Annotated in this window: 25 protein-coding genes; 9 read left to right on the plus strand and 16 right to left on the minus strand. The window is 64.1% G+C overall.

Features of this window, described 5'->3' with window-relative positions:
• Positions 1–168 precede the first annotated feature (168 nt).
• The 3 genes from sdhC to FAY22_RS16910 are packed head-to-tail and all read left to right on the plus strand — an operon-like array spanning position 169 to position 1601.
• Positions 169–543, plus strand: a complete 375-nt coding sequence (gene sdhC, locus FAY22_RS16900; protein ID WP_146331322.1) for a succinate dehydrogenase, cytochrome b556 subunit — start codon at positions 169–171, stop codon at positions 541–543.
• The gene (sdhD, locus tag FAY22_RS16905; protein ID WP_210411842.1) at positions 540–878 is read left to right on the plus strand and encodes a succinate dehydrogenase, hydrophobic membrane anchor protein; all 339 of its coding nucleotides are present in this window, start codon (positions 540–542) and stop codon (positions 876–878) included. The genes sdhC and sdhD overlap by 4 nt, the downstream gene beginning before the upstream one ends.
• A gap of 27 nt (positions 879–905) precedes the next feature.
• On the plus strand, positions 906–1601 hold the full coding sequence (locus FAY22_RS16910; RefSeq protein ID WP_146331324.1) for a succinate dehydrogenase iron-sulfur subunit: 696 nt from the start codon (positions 906–908) through the stop codon (positions 1599–1601).
• Between the two features lie 9 nt (positions 1602–1610).
• Here FAY22_RS16910 and nhaR read toward each other — a convergent pair whose 3' ends face one another.
• Positions 1611–2519: a transcriptional activator NhaR gene (nhaR, locus tag FAY22_RS16915; RefSeq protein ID WP_146331326.1), complete on the minus strand. Its 909-nt coding sequence runs from the start codon at positions 2517–2519 to the stop codon at positions 1611–1613.
• Positions 2520–2684: 165 nt separating this feature from the next.
• Here nhaR and FAY22_RS16920 point away from each other — a divergent pair, with 165 nt between their 5' ends.
• The 3 genes from FAY22_RS16920 (at position 2685) to FAY22_RS16930 (ending at position 5490) form a co-directional block, all read left to right on the plus strand.
• Positions 2685–3374, plus strand: a complete 690-nt coding sequence (locus FAY22_RS16920) for a Bax inhibitor-1/YccA family protein (RefSeq protein ID WP_146331328.1) — start codon at positions 2685–2687, stop codon at positions 3372–3374.
• A gap of 66 nt (positions 3375–3440) precedes the next feature.
• Complete coding sequence (locus FAY22_RS16925; RefSeq protein ID WP_146331330.1) at positions 3441–4196, plus strand: TerC family protein; 756 nt, start codon at positions 3441–3443, stop codon at positions 4194–4196.
• A gap of 88 nt (positions 4197–4284) precedes the next feature.
• Positions 4285–5490: an MFS transporter gene (locus tag FAY22_RS16930; protein ID WP_146331332.1), complete on the plus strand. Its 1206-nt coding sequence runs from the start codon at positions 4285–4287 to the stop codon at positions 5488–5490.
• 15 nt (positions 5491–5505) lie between these two features.
• Here the strand turns inward: FAY22_RS16930 and FAY22_RS16935 are convergent, their stop codons facing one another.
• On the minus strand, positions 5506–5904 hold the full coding sequence (locus FAY22_RS16935) for a hypothetical protein (RefSeq protein ID WP_146331334.1): 399 nt from the start codon (positions 5902–5904) through the stop codon (positions 5506–5508).
• A 162-nt stretch (positions 5905–6066) separates the two neighbouring features.
• Here FAY22_RS16935 and FAY22_RS16940 point away from each other — a divergent pair, with 162 nt between their 5' ends.
• A complete protein-coding gene (locus FAY22_RS16940; RefSeq protein WP_146331336.1) occupies positions 6067–6870 on the plus strand; it encodes a helix-turn-helix domain-containing protein in 804 nt (267 codons plus the stop codon).
• A 32-nt stretch (positions 6871–6902) separates the two neighbouring features.
• Here FAY22_RS16940 and FAY22_RS16945 read toward each other — a convergent pair whose 3' ends face one another.
• The 3 genes from FAY22_RS16945 to FAY22_RS16955 form a co-directional block, all read right to left on the minus strand.
• Entirely contained in the window at positions 6903–7994 is a 1092-nt protein-coding gene (locus FAY22_RS16945; protein WP_146333503.1) for an NAD(P)-dependent alcohol dehydrogenase, read from the minus strand.
• A 157-nt stretch (positions 7995–8151) separates the two neighbouring features.
• Entirely contained in the window at positions 8152–8415 is a 264-nt protein-coding gene (locus tag FAY22_RS16950) for an antitoxin Xre/MbcA/ParS toxin-binding domain-containing protein (RefSeq protein WP_246860544.1), read from the minus strand.
• A gap of 32 nt (positions 8416–8447) precedes the next feature.
• A complete protein-coding gene (locus FAY22_RS16955) occupies positions 8448–8741 on the minus strand; it encodes a cupin domain-containing protein (protein ID WP_146331338.1) in 294 nt (97 codons plus the stop codon).
• A gap of 150 nt (positions 8742–8891) precedes the next feature.
• On the opposite strand from FAY22_RS16955, the gene FAY22_RS16960 reads away from it, so the two are divergent.
• Together FAY22_RS16960 and FAY22_RS16965 are read left to right on the plus strand one after the other, a co-directional pair.
• Positions 8892–9659: a Crp/Fnr family transcriptional regulator gene (locus FAY22_RS16960; protein ID WP_146331340.1), complete on the plus strand. Its 768-nt coding sequence runs from the start codon at positions 8892–8894 to the stop codon at positions 9657–9659.
• 116 nt (positions 9660–9775) lie between these two features.
• Positions 9776–10090 (plus strand): hypothetical protein, encoded by a 315-nt coding sequence (locus tag FAY22_RS16965; protein WP_146331342.1) that lies wholly within the window; start codon positions 9776–9778, stop codon positions 10088–10090.
• Between the two features lie 18 nt (positions 10091–10108).
• Here the strand turns inward: FAY22_RS16965 and FAY22_RS16970 are convergent, their stop codons facing one another.
• From FAY22_RS16970 to FAY22_RS17025, 11 genes are all read right to left on the minus strand, one after another.
• A complete protein-coding gene (locus FAY22_RS16970; RefSeq protein ID WP_146331344.1) occupies positions 10109–10411 on the minus strand; it encodes a putative quinol monooxygenase in 303 nt (100 codons plus the stop codon).
• A 38-nt stretch (positions 10412–10449) separates the two neighbouring features.
• Entirely contained in the window at positions 10450–11292 is an 843-nt protein-coding gene (locus tag FAY22_RS16975; RefSeq protein WP_146331346.1) for a helix-turn-helix domain-containing protein, read from the minus strand.
• 12 nt (positions 11293–11304) lie between these two features.
• Positions 11305–11625, minus strand: a complete 321-nt coding sequence (gene sugE / locus FAY22_RS16980; RefSeq protein WP_146331348.1) for a quaternary ammonium compound efflux SMR transporter SugE — start codon at positions 11623–11625, stop codon at positions 11305–11307.
• Positions 11626–11647: 22 nt separating this feature from the next.
• Positions 11648–12076 (minus strand): pyrimidine dimer DNA glycosylase/endonuclease V, encoded by a 429-nt coding sequence (locus FAY22_RS16985; protein ID WP_146331350.1) that lies wholly within the window; start codon positions 12074–12076, stop codon positions 11648–11650.
• 434 nt (positions 12077–12510) lie between these two features.
• Entirely contained in the window at positions 12511–15111 is a 2601-nt protein-coding gene (locus FAY22_RS16995) for an EAL domain-containing protein (RefSeq protein WP_146331354.1), read from the minus strand.
• Positions 15069–15695, minus strand: a complete 627-nt coding sequence (locus FAY22_RS17000) for a SpoIIE family protein phosphatase (protein ID WP_146331356.1) — start codon at positions 15693–15695, stop codon at positions 15069–15071. Before FAY22_RS17000 ends, FAY22_RS16995 begins: the two co-directional genes overlap by 43 nt.
• Complete coding sequence (locus FAY22_RS17005) at positions 15696–16109, minus strand: anti-sigma regulatory factor (protein ID WP_210411843.1); 414 nt, start codon at positions 16107–16109, stop codon at positions 15696–15698. It abuts the gene before it with no gap.
• Positions 16087–16467, minus strand: coding sequence for an STAS domain-containing protein (locus FAY22_RS17010; RefSeq protein WP_146331358.1), 381 nt, complete (start codon positions 16465–16467; stop codon positions 16087–16089). The genes FAY22_RS17005 and FAY22_RS17010 overlap by 23 nt, the downstream gene beginning before the upstream one ends.
• A 7-nt stretch (positions 16468–16474) precedes the next feature.
• A complete protein-coding gene (locus FAY22_RS17015) occupies positions 16475–17449 on the minus strand; it encodes a protoglobin domain-containing protein (protein WP_146331360.1) in 975 nt (324 codons plus the stop codon).
• Positions 17450–17755: 306 nt separating this feature from the next.
• Complete coding sequence (locus tag FAY22_RS17020) at positions 17756–18406, minus strand: response regulator transcription factor (protein WP_146331362.1); 651 nt, start codon at positions 18404–18406, stop codon at positions 17756–17758.
• A 41-nt stretch (positions 18407–18447) separates the two neighbouring features.
• A complete protein-coding gene (locus FAY22_RS17025; RefSeq protein WP_146331364.1) occupies positions 18448–20304 on the minus strand; it encodes a PAS domain S-box protein in 1857 nt (618 codons plus the stop codon).
• Positions 20305–20397: the final 93 nt, after the last annotated feature.

Here is a 20397-nt window from a genome sequence, read left to right on the forward strand (position 1 = left end):
GTTGCGGGTAATTTTTAAACAGTACCAATTTAGTCCTATTAAAAGGATTTTGCAAGCCCCGTGGCAATGCGGCGTGCCTTTGAACTTCTCCGATATAAAAAAGTCATCCACCTGCGGAACAGGCCGATCGGCGCCGGTTCCGGCAGTCCTTCTTATACGGCGGACAACATGAAAGCCTCGCGGCCGACGTTCTTCAACCTGACGCAGATCCAGCTGCCGGTCGGCGCCTGCACCTCGATCGCACACCGCATCAGCGGCATGCTGCTGGCGGTTGGCACGCCGTTCGGCATCTACCTGCTGGACCTGTCGCTGCGCGGGCCGCAGGGCTATGCGCGGGCGGGCGCGCTGCTCGACCGCACGGCGATCAAGATCCTGCTGCTCCTGTTCATCTGGGCGCTGGCGCACCACCTGCTGGCGGGACTGCGCCACCTGCTCACCGACATCGACATCGGTTCCGAGCTGCGCCCGGCGCGCGCCAGCGCCTGGGCCGTCAACTGCGGCGCGGCCGTCATCGCGCTCCTGGGTATCGGAGCGCTGTTTTGAAAAAGGCGCTGTCCGGACTGCGCGCCTGGCTAGTGCAGCGCGTCACCGCCGTCTACATGCTGCTGTTTTGCGTCGCCGCGCTGCTGCGCCTGGCTCTGGGGCGGCCGCACTCCTACGATGAATGGCGCGGCTGGCTGGCCGCGCCGCTGACGCGCATCGCGACCGCGCTGTTCTTCGCCGCGTTGCTGCTGCATGCCTGGGTGGGGTTGCGCGACGTGATGATGGACTACGTGCAGCCGCTCGCGCTGCGCGTGGCGCTGCTGGCACTGCTGGCGTTCGCACTCGGCGGCATGGCGCTGTGGGTGGCCCGCATCCTGCTGCTGGCGTCGGCCTGACGGCGGCTTGAACGAGACGGAGCGCGCATGAAATTTTCCATTTACCGCTACGATCCGGACGCCGATGCGCGCCCCTACATGCAGGATTACGATATCGCGCTGGCGCCGACCGACCACATGCTGCTCGATGCGATCCTGCACATCAAGATGCTGGACGATTCGCTCAGCATCCGGCGCTCCTGCCGCGAAGGCGTGTGCGGCTCCGACGCGATCAACATCAACGGCCGCAACGGCCTGGCCTGCATCACGCCGGTCAGGGGCCTGAAGGAACCGGTCGAATTGCGGCCGCTGCCGAGCTTTCCAGTGATCCGCGACTTGGTGGTCGACATGACGCAGTTTTTCAGGCAGTACCATTCGGTCAAGCCGTTCCTGATCAACCACGACACGCCGCCCGAGAAGGAGAGATTGCAATCGCCGCAGCAGCGCGACGAACTCGATGGACTGTACGAGTGCATCCTGTGCGCCTGCTGCTCCAGCCAGTGCCCGTCGTTCTGGTGGAACCCGGACAAGTTCGTGGGGCCGGCCGGGCTGCTGCAGGCGTGCCGCTTCATTTCCGACAGCCGCGACCAGGCCACGCAGGAGCGGCTCGACGACCTGAACGACGCCTACCGGCTGTTTCGCTGCCGCACCATCATGAATTGCTCCGAGGTCTGCCCGAAGGGGTTGCGGCCGTCGCGCGCCATCGAGAAAATCCGGCTGCGCATGGTCAGGGAGTCATTCTGACTGCGACGCCTAGCTCATGAATTCCTTGCCGTGGATCGCCGACAGGATCGCCTCAACGGCCGGATGCTTGATCTTGCGCTCGTTCGAAATCGCGTAGAACTGTTCGCGCACCTGGGCCAGTTCGCCCACCGGCACCGCGCCGAACTGCTCGCGTACATCCTTGGCCAGCGCCGACGGCGCGGGGAACAGGCCGGCGCCGTTGCGTCCGAAGGTGTTCAGCAGCGCATTGTCATCGAACTCGCCGACCACGTCCGGGCGCACGTCATGATTCTCGAACCAATGATCGAGGCGGCCGCGGATGGCGTTACCGCGCGTGGGCAGCAGCAGCGGCGCGCCATTCAGGCTGGCCGGGAACTTCGGGCGGTAGCGCTTGGCGAGTTCTGGCAGGGCGAACAGCGAGATTTCACTTTCCCCAAGTAAATGACTAAACACGCGCAAGGTCGTGCCGGACGGCACCGGCCGGTCGGTCAGCACGACGTCGAGCTTGTGGACCGACAAATTGCCGAGCAGCGATTCGAAATCGTCTTCGTAGCAGACCAGCTTGATCTTTTGCGGCAGTTTCAATGCCGCATCCAGCAGGCGCGACGCGATCAGTTTCGGCAGGGAATCGGAAATCCCCACCGCCAGCCGCATCGTGCGGCCGACATCGGTTTCGGCCAGCACTTCCTGCATCTGCTCGCCGAGCAGGAAAATCTGGTCCGCGTAGCCGAGCGCCACGCGCCCGGCCTCGGTCAGCACCAGGCGGCGCCCCTGCGGCGCCAGCAGCGCCTTGCCGATCGCCTGTTCCAGAAGGGCAAGTTGCGCGCTGATGGTCTGGACCGCGACATCGAGCCGCTCGGCGGCGCGCGTCACGCTTCCTTCCTTGGCGACGACCCAGAAATAGTAGAGATGGCGGTAGTTCAGCGCGGCATTCTTCATACTTCGGTTTTTACGAAATAAAACTTCTATTATCTTCGCTTTTTTATGCGATGCAAGCGTTATAACATGACGCCTGTCGATGTTGATGGGAGCGTCCGATGTAGTTGCGCATCGCCTGCCAAGCCTATTGCCTGACTGTTTGTATTTTTCCGAAAGGGATGAATCATGAATGACCGCTACACTTCGCTGCGCGCCGGTTCGCTGCGCAGCCGCTCGGCCACCACGGTGATCGATGCTTCCGCGCACCGTGTGCTGCGCAATACCTACATGCTGCTGTCGCTCACGCTGGCCTTTTCCGCCGTGACCGCCGGCGCGTCCGCCGCACTCGGCCTGCCGCGCCCTGGCATGCTGATCACGCTGGCCGGCTATTTCGGCCTGCTGTTTTTGGTCAACAAGTTCCGAGACCAGGGACTGGGCGTGGCCTTCGTGTTCGCGCTGACCGGCTTCATGGGTTACACGCTGGGGCCGATCATCAGCCATTACCTGCACATGCCCAACGGCGCGCAGATCGTGATGACCGCCATGGGCGGCACCGCCGCGATCTTCCTCGGCCTGTCGGCGTATGCACTGGTGTCCAAGCGCGATTTCACGTTCATGGGCGGCTTCTTGTTCGTCGGCGTGCTGGTCGCCTTCCTGGCGGGGCTCGCGGCCATCCTGTTCCAGATCCCGGCGCTGTCGCTGGCCGTGTCCGCGATCTTCGTGCTGCTCATGTCCGGCATGATCCTGTTTGAAACCAGCAATATCGTGCGCGGCGGCGAAACCAACTACGTGATGGCAACGGTGAGCCTGTACGTGACGATCTTCAACCTGTTCACCAGCCTGCTGCAACTGCTGGGTTTCGCGAACAACGAATAACCCTGCTTGTCTCACTTTAAGGGCGTCTTCATCGGCGCCCTTTTTTTTATCAACGAAAAAACTACCATGCTCGAACTGCTGCTCGACCCGCAAGCCTGGATCGCCCTGCTCACCCTGACCGCGCTGGAACTGGTGCTGGGCATCGACAACATCATCTTCATTTCGATCCTGGTCGCCAAGCTGCCGCGCGCGCAGCAGGAGCTGGCGCGCCGGCTCGGCCTGTTCCTGGCGATGTTCATGCGCATCGCCCTGCTGCTGGTGCTGTCGTGGATCGTCGGCCTGACCGCGCCGCTGTTTTCCATCGGCCAATGGGAATTCTCCGGGCGCGACCTGGTGCTGGTGGGCGGCGGCCTGTTCCTGCTATGGAAGAGCGTGGGCGAAATCCACGACACCTTCGAAGGCGCGGAAGGCGCGGTGACCGCCGCCAAGAAGCTCAGCTTCGCCTCGGCCATCATGCAGATCATGCTGATCGACCTGGTGTTCTCGCTCGACTCCATCATCACCGCCGTCGGCATGGTCGACCAGCTGCCGGTGATGATCGCCGCCGTGATCATGTCGGTCGGCCTGATGATGTTCTTCGCGCGCCCGATCGGCCATTTCGTGTCGGAACACCCGACCATCAAGATGCTGGCCCTGTCCTTCCTGGTGGTGGTCGCGGTCGTGCTGATCGCCGAAGGCTTCGGCAACCACGTGCCGAAGGGATACATCTACAGCGCGATGGCATTTTCGGTGGTGGTGGAAATGCTCAATATCCGCCTGCGCAAGCGCACCCGGACCACCCATGCGGCGCAGCCGGAGCATGCGCCTCAGGAAGAGCATTGATCACCCCTGAAGTTTCCGCCGCGATCTGCTAATCTCGGGCATTCCGGCACGCGCCGCATGGGCGGCGCGTGCGCCTGCCTGTGAAGCAATGATCAATCCGCTGCGCGAATACCGCTCTTTCCGCCACTTCTTCCTCAGTCGCATCGCGACCACCATGGCCAACCAGATGATGATGGTCGTCATCGGCTGGCAAATGTACGATCTCACCCACAGTGCCTACGATCTCGGCATGGTCGGCCTGGCGCAGTTCCTGCCGTCGCTGGCATTGACGCTGGTGGTCGGCCAGGTAGCCGACCGCTTCGACCGGCGCCGCGTACTCGCCTGGTGCCTGTGCGGCCAGCTGCTGGTCGCGCTGCTGCTGATCGCCGGCACCTGGGGCGGCTGGCTGAACAGGGAGGCAATCCTGGCCGCCGCCGTCGCGCTGGGCGCGGCCAAGGCGTTCCAGATGCCCACGCAGCAATCGCTCGGCCCGCTGCTGGTGCCGGCGCCGGTGCTGCCGCGCGCGATTTCGGTCAGCGCGGCCGGCTCGCAGTTCGCGATCATCGTCGGTCCCGCCGTGGGCGGTTTCCTGTACGTGGCCGGGCCGCAGGCGGTATACGGAACCAGCGCCGCGCTGTTTGCAGCCGCCGTCGGCATGGCGCTGGCGATCCGTCTCGATCATGCGCCGGTCAAGCGCGAGGCGGTCAGCCTGCAAAGCCTGTTTGCCGGCATCGCCTTCATCTGGCGGCGCAAGGAAGTGCTCGGGGCGATTTCGCTCGACCTGTTCGCGGTGCTGCTGGGCGGCGCCACCGCGCTGCTGCCGATTTTCGCGCGCGACATCCTGCACGTAGGCCCGTGGGGACTGGGGCTACTGCGCTCGGCGCCGGCCATCGGCGCGCTGGCCGTGTCGCTCTACCTGGCGCGACATCCGATCCAGCGCCGCGCGGGAAAAATCATGTTCGGCTCGGTCGCGCTGTATGGCGTGGCCACGCTGGCATTCGCCTTGTCCGGCTCGTTCCTGCTGTCGCTGGCCGCGCTGGCCGCCAGCGGCGCCTTCGACATGGTGTCGGTGGTGATCCGCCAGTCGCTGGTGCAGCTCGACACGCCCAACGACATGCGCGGGCGCGTCAGCGCGGTCAACTCGATCTTCATCGGCGCCTCCAACCAGCTCGGCGAATTCGAATCCGGCCTGACCGCCGCCTGGTTCGGCACCGTGCCGTCGGTGATCATCGGCGGCGCCGGCACGCTGCTGGTGGTGGCGGCGTGGATGAAGCTGTTTCCGGCGCTGGTGCATCGCGAGCGGCTGGCCGACTAGCGCTCGCGTCGCGCATCACGCCACGGCCGCCTGCCGGCGCAAGCCGAAGAACTCCAGCTCGGCGAACAGCGCCACCGCCAGCGCCTGGACCACCACGAATGCCTTGCCCGGCAAGGTCGGCGTCACCCAACCCGCCAGCAGCAGCATGGCGCTGTCGAATGCCCACAATGCGTTGCTGATGACGATCACCCATACCAGCATACGCGGCAACTGGGGACGGGTGGCGGTGAAGAGCACCAGTGCGGCAAACGGATACAGCAGCATCCCGGCCTCGCACAGCAGCGCCTGCGGCAAGCCAAGCAGCGGCTGCAGGACATCGGCGCCGAGCGTGAGCAGCAATCCCGTCGCAAGACAGGTGGCGGCATCGGCCAACAGGACGCGGCGCAGGAAATGGGGCGATTGAAGGTTCAACATGGCAGGCTCCTCATGCATCGTCATGCCGCAAGGACATGACATGGTTGAAAAACAGGTATGCAAAACTGCTCTAACATGAGGTCATCTTTGCCGACATGAGGCGGCAAGTCGATTACGCCGCAGGTAATGGAAAGGCATAGCCGCGCTGGATATGATCGGAACATGATGAACAATACCCGCCCCGTTGGAGAGGTCCTGCGCCACTGGCGCCAGCGCCGCCGGCTGAGCCAGCTCGACCTGGCGCTGGATGCCGAGATTTCGACGCGTCACCTGAGTTTCATGGAAACCGGTCGTTCCCTGCCGAGCCGAGAGATGGTGCTGCGGCTGGCGGAGCGGCTCGACATTCCGCTGCGCGAACGCAATACGCTGCTGATGGCCGCCGGTTACGCGCCGCTTTTCCCCGAGCGGAAACTGGACGACCCGGCGCTGCAGGCGGCGCGCAAGGCGATGGAACTGGTGCTGGCCGGGCACGAGCCGTATCCGGCGCTGGCCATCGACCGCCACTGGAACCTGGTGGCGACCAACAAGGCGCTGGCGCCGCTGCTGGCCGGAGTCGATCCGGCGCTGCTGCAGCCGCCGGTCAATGTGCTGAGGCTGAGCCTGCACCCGCAGGGCGTGGCGCCGCGCATCGTCAATTACCGGGAATGGCGCGCCCACCTGTTCGAGCGGCTGCGCCACCAGATCGATGTCTCGGGCGACCCGGTGCTGGAGGACTTGATGCGCGAGCTGAGCGCTTATCCGGCGCCCGCCGGGCTGGCGCCGCAGGCGCAGTGCGAGCACCAGTCGTATGCCGGCGTGGTCGTGCCGTTCCAGTTAATGACGCCCGCGGGCACGCTGTCGTTCATCAGCACCACCACCGTGTTCGGCACGCCGCTCGACGTGACGCTGTCGGAACTGGCGCTGGAGTCGTTCTTCCCGGCCGATGCGCAGACGGCGCAGGCGTTGCGCCTGCATGCCGCGGCGTAGCGGGCGCGCGAAACAGCGCCGCTTATCGTTGCTTACTCGGGCTTGATCGCCACCTTCAGCACGCCATCCCGCTGGTTGGCGAACAGGTCGTAGGCTGCGACGATGTCATCGAGCTTGTAGTGATGCGTGACGAGCACGCCGAGGTCCAGGCGGTTTGATTCCACCACTGCCATCAGCCGCCGCATGCGTTCCTTGCCGCCGGGGCAAAGCGCGGTGTTGATCCTGTGATCGCCCAGGCCCGCCGCAAACGCCGCCACCGGGATGGTCAGGTCTTTCGAGTACACCCCGAGGCTGGACAAGGTCCCGCCCGGCTTCAGCACGCGCAGCGCGGACTCGAACGTCTGCTGCGTGCCCAGCGCCTCGATGGCAGAGTCCGCCCCGCGCCCGCCGGTCAGGCGCATCACCTCGCCGACCACGTCGCAAGTCCTGAAATTGAGGGTGATGTCCGCCCCCATCTTCTTCGCGATTTCCAGGCGATGATCGTTGCCATCCACTCCGATGATGGTGGTCGCCCCGAGCAGGCGCGCGCCCGCCGTGGCGCACAGCCCGATCGGTCCCTGCGCAAAGACCACGACCGTGTCGCCGATCTTGATATTGGCGTTTTCCGCGCCCTTGAAGCCGGTGGACATGATATCCGGGCACATGAGCACTTGTTCGTCCGTCAGCCCATCCGGAATCGGGGCGAGATTTGCCTGCGCATCCGGCACGAGCACGTATTCGGCCTGCGTACCGTCGATCATGTTGCCAAAGCGCCAGCCCGCGGTCGCCTTGTAGCCATGGCAGCCGCAGCGCCCGCTCGGGATCAGGTAGCTGCCATCCTGCGATGGGGCGCCGTCCTGGGCGGCGTAGGAATTGAAATTCGGGCAGATCGCACCCGCGATGACGCGCTGGCCTTCCCGGTAGCCGGAGACCGCGCTGCCGAGCTTCTCGATCACGCCGACCGGTTCGTGACCGACGGTCAGTCCCCTGGCAACCGGGTACTCTCCCTTGAGGATATGGACATCGGTGCCGCAAATCGTCGTGGTCGTGATGCGCACCAGTGCATCGTTCGGCCCCACGTCCGGAATCGGCTTATCGGTCAGTTCGATGCGGCCGGGTTCGACGAACACGGCTGCTTTCATCATTTTCGCTGCCACGGCATTTCCTTTCCCAAGGTAAGAACGGAGCGTCCAAAGTCCTTCGGAAATACTGTGCGCCGCATTCGCGCCAGGCACAACGGTCGCGTGCCTTTACGTTAATGCGGGTCAAGCAGCCCGCGATTCTTGAAGGCAGATCGCGAATTTAGCCAGAAGATCCGGGGTCCAGCGAGTCAATGTAACCCAGCACCTCGTCCGCGCGCCCGTCTGCCACCAGCTGTGCCGCAGTCTTGCCATCGAATGCGCTCAATGGCTCGGTCATCCATGCGCTGGCGGCGTCATCGCTGCCAGCGGCTGCCCGCACCCTGTGCATGATCGTGTAATAAGCCTGCGCCTTGCGCGACTGCTCTTGAAAGCGCGCACGGAGCGCATCCAGTCCCTGAAGAGAAGGGTGTCCGTCTTTGGTCATGATTTACCTTGGTTAAAGCGGAAGGGCGAAGTTCAGTCGCCCGCGCCGGACTGGCCCTTGACCCAGAAAACGATGACCGAGGTCTTTTCCACAAAACGCTCGGCGTGTTCCGTGTTGGCGGGAATGGTGCACCATTCTCCCGGCCGCACCGCCCGCTCCGCGCCATCCAGCGTCAGATACAAGGTTCCTTCGGTCACCGTAACGTAATTGGTGGTGGGATGCGTGTGCGGCTGGGTACTGACGCCCTCGCGCGTGGCGACAGTCACGTCGCCGGCCTCGCTGCTGAGTTTGCCCAGGCCAAGCAGGGCCGCCGGAATATGCGCCATAGAGAAACCTTTGAAAGAAAGCACCAAGTATAGCAACGCGAGCGGCCATTCCCTTGGAGCGAACTGCCAGCTGGCTCAGCAACATGTAACAGTTCATCACAAGCGCTAAACTTCACTATTCGTTGTCTGTCCAACAAGATCGATAAGGCGATGCCTACAGACATCGCGTATCGTCTTCAGGAAGGACTGGCAATGGCTGCGATTGCACAATCGGATCGGGAATGCAGGAACGCCCTGCTGGCGCTGTTGCCCGACGAGGACTATGAGAAGCTGGCGCCGCACTTGCAGCGGGTTCCGACGCCGTTCAACACTGTACTGTTCGAGCGCGACAAGCCGATCGATTATGTGTATTTCCCCTGCAGTGGCGCCCATTCGGTGCTGGCGGTGATGCAGGACGGCGCCATGGTGGAAGTCGGCACGGTGGGCAACGAGGGCTTGTCGACGGTGGAAATCCTGATCGGCGGCGAGGTGGCGACCGAGAGAGTCGTATGCCAGGTTCCCGGCGAAAGCCTGCGCATGCCGGCGGCGCGCTTCCGCGAAGCCATAGCCGGGGATACGGCGCTGCGCCGCGTGGCGCTGCGCTACCTGCAAGCTTACCTCAGCCAGGTGTCGCAGTCGGTGGCTTGCAACCGGCTGCATTCGATCGAGGAACGCTTCGCGCGCTGGCTGCTGATGAGCCATGATCGCTCTCCCGGGTACGACGTCCAGCTCACGCAGGAATACCTCGCCATCATGCTCGGGGTACACCGGCCCAGCGTGAGCCTGGTGGCGCGGACCTTCCAGCAGGCCGGCATCATCAAGTACAGCCGGGGCACGATCACCGTGCTCGACCGTCCGGCACTGGAAGACGCCTGCTGCGAATGCTATTTCGTGGTGCGCAAGCAGTTCGAGCGCACGCTCGGCATATCGTCTTCCTGAGGTCTTCCTGATTCCTGATGCAGCGGCGCGCCTTTCTCCCTCGTATGTCCGGAATCGTACAGAACAAGCTCTTCCCAAATGCGAGAATGCCGCGCATTTCCACAAGAGCCGATTCCATGAACAATACGCCGAAAGACGGACCGCTCCCGTCGCTGAACTTCCTGGCCGGGGAACATTCCGGTCCGGAATGGCAGGAGCCGATGGACGTCGACGCGGGACGTCTGCTCGATCGCCTGCTTACCAGGCTGCAGTTGGCGGACGATGCCGCGCTGGCGCAACGGCTGCAGGTGACGCCGCCCATCATCAAGATGATCCGGGAAGAAAAGCTGGCGGTCAGTCCGCTGGTGATGCTGCGCTGGGCGCATGTCACCACGGGGATCGCATTCGATGAATTGCGCGCGCTGGCGCAAGGCGGGAAAGACGGCGCCTGAGGCGCCGCGCAACCGACCTCAACCGGCGCCGACCGCCGCTACGGTATCGCAGAACACGACACGCGGCGGCATCGCCAGCAAATGCTCGAAGCGCTTGAGCGCCTGCCGGACCTGCGCCGACGCCAGGTGCAGATCGCACGCGGCCCAGTCCCGATACAGCTCGTACAGCACGAAAGCGGTGGCGCTTTGCTGCTGCCGGTGCACCGCGTAGGCCAGCGTGCCGGGTTCGCCGCGCGCAGCTTCCACCAGCCCCTTCAATATGCCTTCCACTTCTTGTACCGCGGACGGCGCGGCGTTCAGTTCTGCAAGCAGCAGCAACATGGCTTCTCCTTTTCGTTGGCGGGAGCAGCCATGTTCCGCTAGGCGCGCCAGGGCGTATTGTAAAAATGCGTCCTGGCGCGGGCTTCCTCGAAATGGCGCTGCGGCGTCGACTGCGCCAGTTCCCGGAAGTCACGGATGAAATGCGCCTGGTCGTAGTAGCCGTGCGCCAGCGCCGCATCGAGATAGCGCATGCCGGGCGCGAGCATCACCGCCCGCGCCGTCTTCTGGAAACGGGCGAGGCGCCGCACTTCGGCCGGCGTCTGCCCGGTTGCCAGCTTGAAGCGGCGCTCCAGCTGGCGCCTGCCGATGCCCAGGCGCAGGGCAAGGCGCTCAATTGGCAGCGCCGCGCATTCGCGGTAAATATCCGCCACTGCCTGTTCAACCAGGGCATCGCCCACGCCGCTGCGCAGGCGCGCCAGCAGGAAGGACTGGATCAGGGCGGCCTTGCCGGCAAACGAAGCGATGCCGGCAACGCGCCCGGCCAGCTCCTTTGCGGCGGCGCCCCACAGTTCGTCCAGTGGACATGCCTGGTCGATCAGCTCATGCGGCGGAATGCGCGTGAACCGTGGCAGCATGCCGGCGCGAAAGCGAACGGCGACAAAACCGACCTGGTCGGACGGCTGCAGCGCGATCGGCGCACGGCGCACGCACAGCAGATGGGCCGGCGGCAGGAAATCCATGCCAGCCTGCGCGCTGTTGCGGCAAAACGGCATGCGATAGTGAAAGTAAACCTCGGCTCCGGTGCCCGGCAGCAGGGTCGGCAGCGCAACGCGCTGTTTCTTGGCGCTCTCCCAGCCCCAGATACGGTCGATGTAAGGGCGCAGGGCGGCATGCGGCAAGAACTGGAAAGTGCTCACGCCTGTCTGTCCGCCGGTTGTCATGCTGCATCCGCCTCAGTGCGGCGACGCCAGCTTGAGCCCGACGATGCCGGCGACGATCAGCGCGACGCTGATCAGGCGCGCGGTAGCGGCGGATTCGCCGAACAGGACGATACCGAGTATCACGGTGCCTACCGCTCCCACGCCGACCCAGACCGCGTAGGCCGTGCCGACGGGCAGCGATTTCATCGCGATGCCCAGCAGCCCGACGCTGGCGAGCATGGCTAAAGCGGTGCCGATGCTCGGCCACAGGCGGGTGAAACCCTCGGAGTATTTCAAGCCGATGGCCCAGCCGACTTCGAGCAGGCCGGCGAGAATCAATAGTATCCAGTGCATGAATGTCTCGATCAGGATGGCGTCAAACCCGCTCCCACTCCTCGATCCCGCCCGGAACGACTGTAAACAGCGGATGCGGCCGCGGACGCGCGATGGCCTTGTGCGTGTCGTAGACGGCCGGCGAGCGTGCCGCGAGCTTGCGCAGCAGGTGTTCCCATTCATAGTCGAGCTGCCCCTGGCGCACCGGTACCGGCGACAGAACGCCGGACTGGACCACTTTCGACGCATCGAAGCGGTAACCGCGCCGGGTCGCTTCCGCCACCACCGCGCTCAGGTAGCAGCCGATGGCGAGCACCGGATCGGGCTGCGCGCGAAACCGCGCCAGCTGCGGATGGGCACGATAGCCGCGCGTCTGCCCCAGCAGCACCTTTTGCGCCAGCAAGCCTTCACGCCACAGTGCCACCAGCCCCATCGGGTCCAGGTAGCCGGGATCGATCGACCAAAGACGCAAGACATGCCTCCGCGAAAAAAAGCGCCTGCCGTGCCGTGCGGCGCGACAAGTCATGAATGGGAATGGTGACGCCTGCCATGATATCGGGTTGCCGCCAGTCTTGCTCGCGCTGCTCGCCGGCATACAAGGACTCAGGCCCGGATCACGCCTTGGAGAGCGGCCAGGAGCCAGGCCAGCAGCGCGGCGCACGTGGCCAGCCGCAGGCGGACGAATTGCCTCTGCTGCAAGCGTTGCCGCGCACGGAGCTGCCGCAGGAACGCGCCATGATGGCAGGCCGCATGCCGCCTGCTCTGCCGCTCGCTGAGTGTGACCAGCCACTCGTTCCTGGGATCCATTGCTTCCTCGCTGAAAGAAGCGTTAATTTGCCTGTCGCGGCGAGGCGGGAATTGAGATTCGACAAGGCGGCTGCGCGGGGGGCGTCATCCAGATCAAGGCTAGGCCGCCAACAGGCCGTCGATTTCGGCGCTGGGCAGCGGCACGCTGCACAGGAAACCCTGCAGCTGGTCGCAATTGAGCAGCTTCAGCAGTTTTTCCTGTTCCCTGTCGTCGACACCCTCGGCGATCACTTGCAGCTGCAGCGAATGCGCCAGCGAAATGACGGAGCTGACGATGGCCAGTCCGGACGCGCTTTGATTCATGCCGAGCACGAAGGAGCGGTCGATCTTGAGCAAGTCGATCGGCAGCCGGGTCAGGTAGCTGAGCGAGGAGTAGCCGGTACCGAAGTCGTCCATCGCGATCTTCATCCCCATTTCCTTGGCCGCCTGCAGCTTGGGGATGTTTTGGTCGATATCCTCCATCATGATGCTTTCCGTGATTTCCAGGTCGAGGACATGAGCGCCGTCCGGGATCTTGTCGCGGATGCGCTGGAGCGCGTTGACGAAGTTGCGGTGCCTCAACTGGATCACCGACACATTGATCGCGATCGGCGGCGGCTTCAGCCCCATCCCGGCCCAGCGCAGGTAGTCGGAAACCGCCTTTTCCATGATCCACTGCCCGACCTGCAGGATCATGCCGGTTTCCTCCAGGATCGGGATGAACGCCGTCGGCAGCACCAGTCCCGACTCCGGTTCGTTCCAGCGCAAGAGCGACTCCAGGCCCACGATCCTGCCCGTGGCGGTATGGATCTTGGGCTGGTAGTACAGCGTGAATTCCTCGCGTTCCAGCGCGCGGTACAGGCGGTTCTCCAGGGTCAGCCGCCGGGCCACGCTGGCGTTCATCTCGGGCCGGTAGAACAGGTAAGCCTCGTCGCTGCGCTTGGCCTTCCTGAGCGCGACTTCGGCGTTCTTGTAGAGAAGGTCGCGCTCGGCGCCGTCGCCGGGGAACATCGCAATGCCGGCCTTGACCGAGACATACAGTTCGTTGTCGCCGATCTGGAAGGCGCTGTCGAAGCATTCGTGCACCAGCTTTTCCAGCAGGTGGGCGGCATCGGCCGCGCCGACATTGGCCAGCAGCAACGCGAAGCGGTCGCCGCCGATATGCGCCAGCGTATCGTGCGCCGAGACCTGGTGCTTCAGGCGCGACGCCGCTTCCCGCAGCACCGCGTCGCCGACATGACGCCCGTAGCTGTCGTTGATGTTGGAAAAGCGCTCGCAATCGAGGACGATGACCGCCATGCGCTGCTGTTCGCGACGCGCCGATTCGACATGCAGCTGCAAGCGGTCGAAAAACAATGCGCGGTTGGGAAGATCGGTCAGCGAGTCGTAATACGCGAGGTAGTTGCTGCGCTCTTCCTTGGCCAGGTGATCGAGCGCATACGAAATGTCTTCCGCCATTTCGTACAGCAGCTTCATTTCGTCACGATCGAAGAAGTGGGCTTCGGCGGCGTAGATGGACAACACGCCGGCCGTCTTGTCCAGCGCCGACAGCGGGAACACCACCAGCGAGCGGTAGCCGCGCCGCAGGTGCTCCTCCTTGCGCGCGATGCGCCGGTCGGAGGCGATGTCGTTGCAGACGATCGCCTTGCCGCCCTTGAGCGCGCGCTCCAGCAGCGCCGGCTCCTCGATCATGCCGGCGCTGTTCCTGCCGCCGTCCCCGGCCGTCGTCACGTTCAGCTGGCCGGCCGCCCCCAGCCCGATCCAGGCCATGTTGAACTTGCCGTATTCGACCAGGATGCGGCACACCTCGCGCACCAGCGCGCCACGCTCGCCGATGCGCACGATGGCGGCATTGATGGCGCTCATGATTTCGCGGATGCGGGTCAGGCGGGCGATTTTCCTTTCCTGGTTCTTGCGCTCGGTGATCACCTCGGTGAAGATGATGATGCCGCCGATTTCCTGTCGCTCGTCATACCAGGGATGGGCTTCCCAGCGCACGTAGTCGACCGTGCCGTCGGCACGCACGAACATGTCGTCTTCGCTCTTTTCGGTGGCTCCCGCCAGGCAGCGCCGGTAGACGTCGCGCCAGCGCTGCGGCGTTTCGGGGAACACGTCGTAATGGGACAAGCCGATCAGGTCGCGCTCTTCCAGCCGGTAGTCGGTCAGCCAGCGCGGACTGTACAGCACGTAGCACAATCCCTTGTCGAGCATCGCGACGGCAGCCGGATTGTGCTTGATGAAAAGGCGCATGCGTTCCTCGCTGCGCCGCAACGCCTCGCTTTTCTGTCCCAGCGCGGTATTGAGCGTGCGCAGCTGCGCGATGGTTTCCGCATAGCCGCGGTACATCATGTCGAAGGGCGCCAGCACCTGGCCGAAGAACTCGGCCCCCTTGGCGATGACGACGGCTGCTTCCTTGCCGGGCTGCGGCCGTATCTCGATGTCGGCGGCCAGCATGGCCGACTGGTGGATCTCGCTCAGGTCCAGGATGCTCAACTGCTCGGCCGCACCGCGTCGCCCCAGGTCATAGGCATGCAGCAGCGCGTCTTCGTCGGGCAAGCCCCTCAGGTAGTCGAGCAGCGCCACACGGTAGGCCTGACGAAAGCCGCCCTGCCCGACCGGCATTTCCGCTTCCTTGTGCACGAACCTGAGCGTCCGGGGCTCGGCTGGTTCGCGCGGCGTCAGCCTTCCACGCTGGCCGGCATCATTTCGCCGCTTGTCCATCGCCCCCCCAGCAGCAACGCATCATCCGTGCTTCTGTTGTGTTCCATAAAAATTCGATGCACCAACTCATGTGGATGTTCCGTAAATCGGATGTCGCGTATGAACGCGCTGTATATGCCATCCGTGGCAAAAAAAAGCAGGTCGCCGCAATGCAATGGCAGGGTGGTCGGCAACAGGTTCGGCAGCCGGTCGCCGACGATGCCACCGCGCAACAACAAGCTGGAGCGCCTGCCGGAGGCGGATAGCAGCATGCCTTCGACATTGCCAATGCCCAGCCAGGTCATGCTATTGGTTGCCGCATGGCATGATGCAATGCTCATGACCGCGCCACGCATACGCCTTAACGCGTGATGACAACGCTGCGCCAGGGCCGTCACCGGCTCGCCCGCATGCGCCGCCAGCACGGCAGTCGCGGTGCGGGCGGCAACAGCGGCCTCGGCACCATGGCCGAGGCCATCCACCACGGCAATGAGCACGCCGTCAGGAAACGGCGCCACCAGGAATTGGTCGCCTGATTCGGATTGTCCCGGCATCGGGCGCGTGACGACCCAGTAGTCGAGCAACGGCGTGGAGCCGGATGTCATCTATCGTTCCCATTTCTTCATGGTGATGGTGGTTCCCTTTCCGACTTCCGATTCGATTTCGAATTCATCCATGAGCCGCTTGGCGCCGGGCAAACCGATGCCAAGGCCGCGCGACGTGGTATAGCCGTCCTGCATCGCCAGCGACAGGTCGGCGATGCCGGGGCCGCCATCCTCAGCGATCACCAGCAGTCCGCGCCGGTTTCCCTTCTGGATAAGGCGTAATTCCATCCAGCCATCCTTGGCATACAGCACGGTGTTGCGGGCGATTTCGGAAATCGCAGTGGCGATAATGGTCAGTTCGCTGGTCGAAAAACGCAGCGACGACGCCAGTTCCTTGCCGTGCTGCCGTGCCTTGAGCACGTCCACGTCGGAACTAAGCGGCATGGCGGCTTCATGGCTGGTGGCCGGCATCATTCTCTCTTGCTCCACGCGATCGCAGGATCGCCAAGCCATCCTCCAGATCCAACGCGATAATCGCATGGTCCAGCGTCAAGCCAAGCTGCACCATCGATATCGCCACTTCCGGCTGAATTCCGGCAATCACCGTTTGCGCGCCGAGCAGCCGGGTCATCTGCGCGATGCTGCGCAGGGTGCGTGCGGCAAACGAATCCATAAGATCCAGCACCGTCACGTCGATCACCACGCCGCGCGACCGGTGCTGCCGTACCTGCGCCACCAGCTGATCGCGCAGCGTCAGCAGTTCGGCGTCGCTTAACTCGCCCTGGATGGATGCGATCAGACAATGCTCCTGTTTCAAGATGGGAACGAGCATGCTTTCCTCACCCGCCCTGTTCGTCCGCCTGATCATCCTTGTCGATTCTGACCATGCGGTAGCCGCTCAGCTGCTCGGCGCGTTCTATCCCGCTCTGCATGTCGCCAACAGTCTCGACGCGCCCGAGGTCGGCGCCGATGGCCACCATGGTCAGGGCGATTTCCGGCGACACGCCTGAAACGATCGCCTTGGCGCCCATCAGGCGCGCCGCCTCCACCGTTTGCACCAGGTGGCTGGCTACGCGCGAATCGACATAGGGCACGCCGGTGATATCCACCAGCACGTACTTGGCGCGGTTGTCGCGTATGGCGCGCAGCAATTGTTCGGTGAGCTGGCTGGCGCGGTAGGAATCGATCAGGCCGACGATCGGCAGGAGCAGAATGCCCGGCCGAAACGGCAGCACCGGCGTCGACAATTCGCGGATCGCTTCCTGCTGGTCGCCGATGGTGCGCTCGCGCGAACTGACATAGGTATCGATCGCCAACCCCATGTCGAAAAAGGTCAGCTTCGTGAGGGACAGGAAGATGTCGAGCGCCCGCCCCGGATCATGCTTGTACGCATCGAATACCCGCCCGGCCACCGCACGCAGATAAAAGTTGTACATCGCCAGATAGGACTTGATCGGCAAGGAAATGCGCTCGTGCGCGGCGCCGATCTTCAGGCGGTTCTCGACATACTCGGAGTCGTAGTTCCCTTTCGTCAGGCGCAGGAAGTATCTCTTTTGCGCATTCTTCACGCGTTCCAGCAATTGCGGATCGCTAAAGAACGAACGGGTTTCATCGAAGGACATCAGGTGCTTGTAAAAGTCCTCGATCACCACGTCGGCATACTGCATCGCCAGTTCGTTGATGCTGGTCAGTCGCGTCTCGTCGGTTTCGTCAAACTGCAGAAACTGCTTGCGGCGACGAATCTCCTGCTCGTCGATTTCATATCCTTGCAGCAAGGAGGCGCGATCCTTGCGTGGGTGAGCTTTTACATCCATTGAGACTGTCTCCGGTAGCAATCGGCGGCTGAATAGGAGTGCGGCAGCCTGATCGCGGTTATTCGCATTTTTGACAACAAGAAATCAAAAGAGTTTTCACAGATCGATTCGCCGCCTCTACGGGCTTGCCTGCAAGCAAAGGTGCAACCGCATTCAGTCTTGCAGCTACACAAAATTCCGCGCGCAGGAATGCTTGCGCAAACGAGCCCGTTGCCTACTCTACCCAGCGCGAACATGTATTGCTATCCGGGTGATACCTGAGTTTCTCTACGGGAATTTTGTGGCGCCGAAGACAGCGCCGGCCGCTCAGTCCGCGTCGACGACCAGACCGGTGCGCACCGCGAAGCGGATCAGCCCAGCCATGTCGTGAATGCCCAGGCGCTCCATGAGCTGCGCGCGGTGCGTCTCGACCGTCTTCGGGCTGAGATCGAGCTGGCGTGCGATCTGCTTGGTACTGGCGCCATCGGCGATCAGGACCAGGATCTCGCGCTGGCGCGGCGTGAGCATGTCCGGCGACGGATTGCCGCTGCCAGTGCGCTGCATGTAGGCCTCGACGATCTGCTTGGAGATCGGCGGCGACAGATAGATTTCGCCGCGCATCACCGTTTCCAGCGCCAGCGGAAGTTCTCCGGTGGCCGCGTCCTTGAGCAGGTAGCCGGAGGCACCGGCGCGCAGCGCCTGCATCACATGCTCCTCGCTGGAGAACATGGACAGGATGGCGACATGCACCGCGGGAAAATCGGCCTTGATGCGGGCGGTCGCCTCCAGCCCGCCCATGCCTTTCATGCCGATATCCATCAGCACGATATCGGGGACGAGCTGCGCGACGATGTCGAGCGCCTGTGCGCCGGAGCCGGCCTCGCACACCGATTCGACTTGCGGCACCCGCTCGAGCAGGCCACGGATGCCGGCGCGCACCAGCGTATGGTCGTCGACCAGTAGGACGCGCAATGCCATGAGAATCTCCTTTTCAAACTGGCTTTCGGACGTTCTGGTTGTCAGTCGTCCTTGTTGTCGGCGGCAAGCGGGATCTCGGCCCACACCATCGTGCCCTTCCCGGGCTCGGAGCGCACGTCGAAACGCCCGCCCAGGAGCGTGACGCGCTCCTCCATGCCGGACAATCCCATGCACTCGCCACGATCCTGCAACGGCTTGCCGGCAGCCGCGTCGAAGCCGCGCCCGTCGTCGCGCACCTTGACCTGCAGCGCGCCGCGGTAAGCATCCAGCTTGACCGAGACGTGGCGCGCCTCGGCATGGCGCACGACATTGGTCAGCGCTTCCTGGATCACGCGGAAAATCGCAGTTTCCAAGCCTGGCGCCAGCCGCGGCAAAGTATCCGCATGGAAATAAGCTTCGAAGCCCGCTTCGCGCGCCTGCTGGTCCAGGTGCCAGCGCACCGCGGCGACCAGCCCGAGGTCGTCGAGTTGCGGCGGCCGCAGCCCGAGAAACAGCCCCTTCACGCGCGCCAGCGTGTCGTCGCACATGGCCACGCTGTGCCGAATCGGCGCGCGGCATGCCTGCGCAGCGCAGTGATCCAGGGACTCCAGCTTGAGCTTGACCGCGGTCAGCGCCTGGCCGATTTCGTCGTGCAGCTCGCGCGCGATGTGGCGCCGCTCATTTTCCTGCACATCGAGCATGCGCTCGGACAGGCGGTGCAGGCGGCTGTTGGCTTCCTTCAGGCGCGCCAGCGTGAGGTTGCGCTCGCCGAGGTCGGCATACAGACGCAGCGTGCCGCGGCCGCCATCCTTGCCGCCCTGGTAGGGCGCCGACCACAAGGCCACTTCGACCGCGCTTCCATCCTTGCGCCGCCGCGTCAGCTCCACGCCGTTGCGTCGCGCGCCGCGCACCTCCTCCGCCAGCATTTGCCGGAACGCCGGTATTTCCTGCTGCGGCGTGATGGGCAGCTCGCGCCCGAGCACCTCGTCGCGGCGCCAGCCGAACAGGCGCTCCGCAGCCTGGTTCCACAGCATCACCCGGCCTGCGCTGTCGAGCAAGATGATGGCCAGCGGCGACACGTCGACCAGCATTTGCAACTCGTCCCTGGCGCGCAGCAGTTCCGACTCCAGCGCGCGCCGCTCGGTGATGTCGCGCACCACCTTGCCGTAGCCGCGCAGGCGCCCAGACTCGTCGCGCAGCGCCGTGATCGACGACATGGCGAGGAACGGCGAGCCGTCGCGCCGTACCAGCCAGCCCTCCACTTCCAGGCTGCCGTCGCGTTCGGCGGCGGCGAACAGCTGCTGCGGCACCCGCATTTCCTGGTCCTCGGGCCGGAAGAATCCCGCACATGCGCGGCCGATCGCCTGCGCCGCCGTATAGCCGGTCATGCGTTCGGCGCCTTCGTTCCAGCTCGTGATGCGCCCGTCGGTGTCGAGAGTGACGATGGCGTACTCCTTCACGCTGTGCACCAGCAGGCGGAAGCGCTCTTCGGCGTCGAGCAGGGCCGCGCGCTGCTCGGTGAGATCGATGCTGCAGCCGACATAGCCGGTGAACGCGCCGCCCTCGCCGTAGCAGGGCGCCGAGCGCGACTGGATCCAGCGGTAGACGCCATCGGCGCGCCGCAGGCGGTAGGACAGCGTCACTTGCTGACGCAGCCGGACCGACTCCATGAATACGGCGATGCAGCCGCGCAGGTCATCCGGATGGACGCTTTCCTGCCATCCGTCGCCCAGTTCCTGCTCCAGGCTGCGGCCGGTGAACTGGAGCCAGGATGGGCTCACGTAGGTGCATTGCGCGTCGCCGTCGCACATCCATGTCATCGCCGGATTGAAGTGTGCCAGCAGATGCAGGCGCGCGAGGTCATCGTCATGGCGCCCGGCGCTGGCGAAATCATCGTTATCGGCGGTCCGGCTTGGCATAGGGTATGTGCGTCGTCCTGAGGGAAAATGTGCCGGCGGCCCGCGCCTGCTCTATCAAGGAAGATTGGCCTTTGTTTCCCTTAGTTCCGTTGT

Origin of the sequence: Noviherbaspirillum sp. UKPF54 (assembly GCF_007874125.1) — a bacterium.
Lineage (GTDB): Bacteria > Pseudomonadota > Gammaproteobacteria > Burkholderiales > Burkholderiaceae_D > Noviherbaspirillum.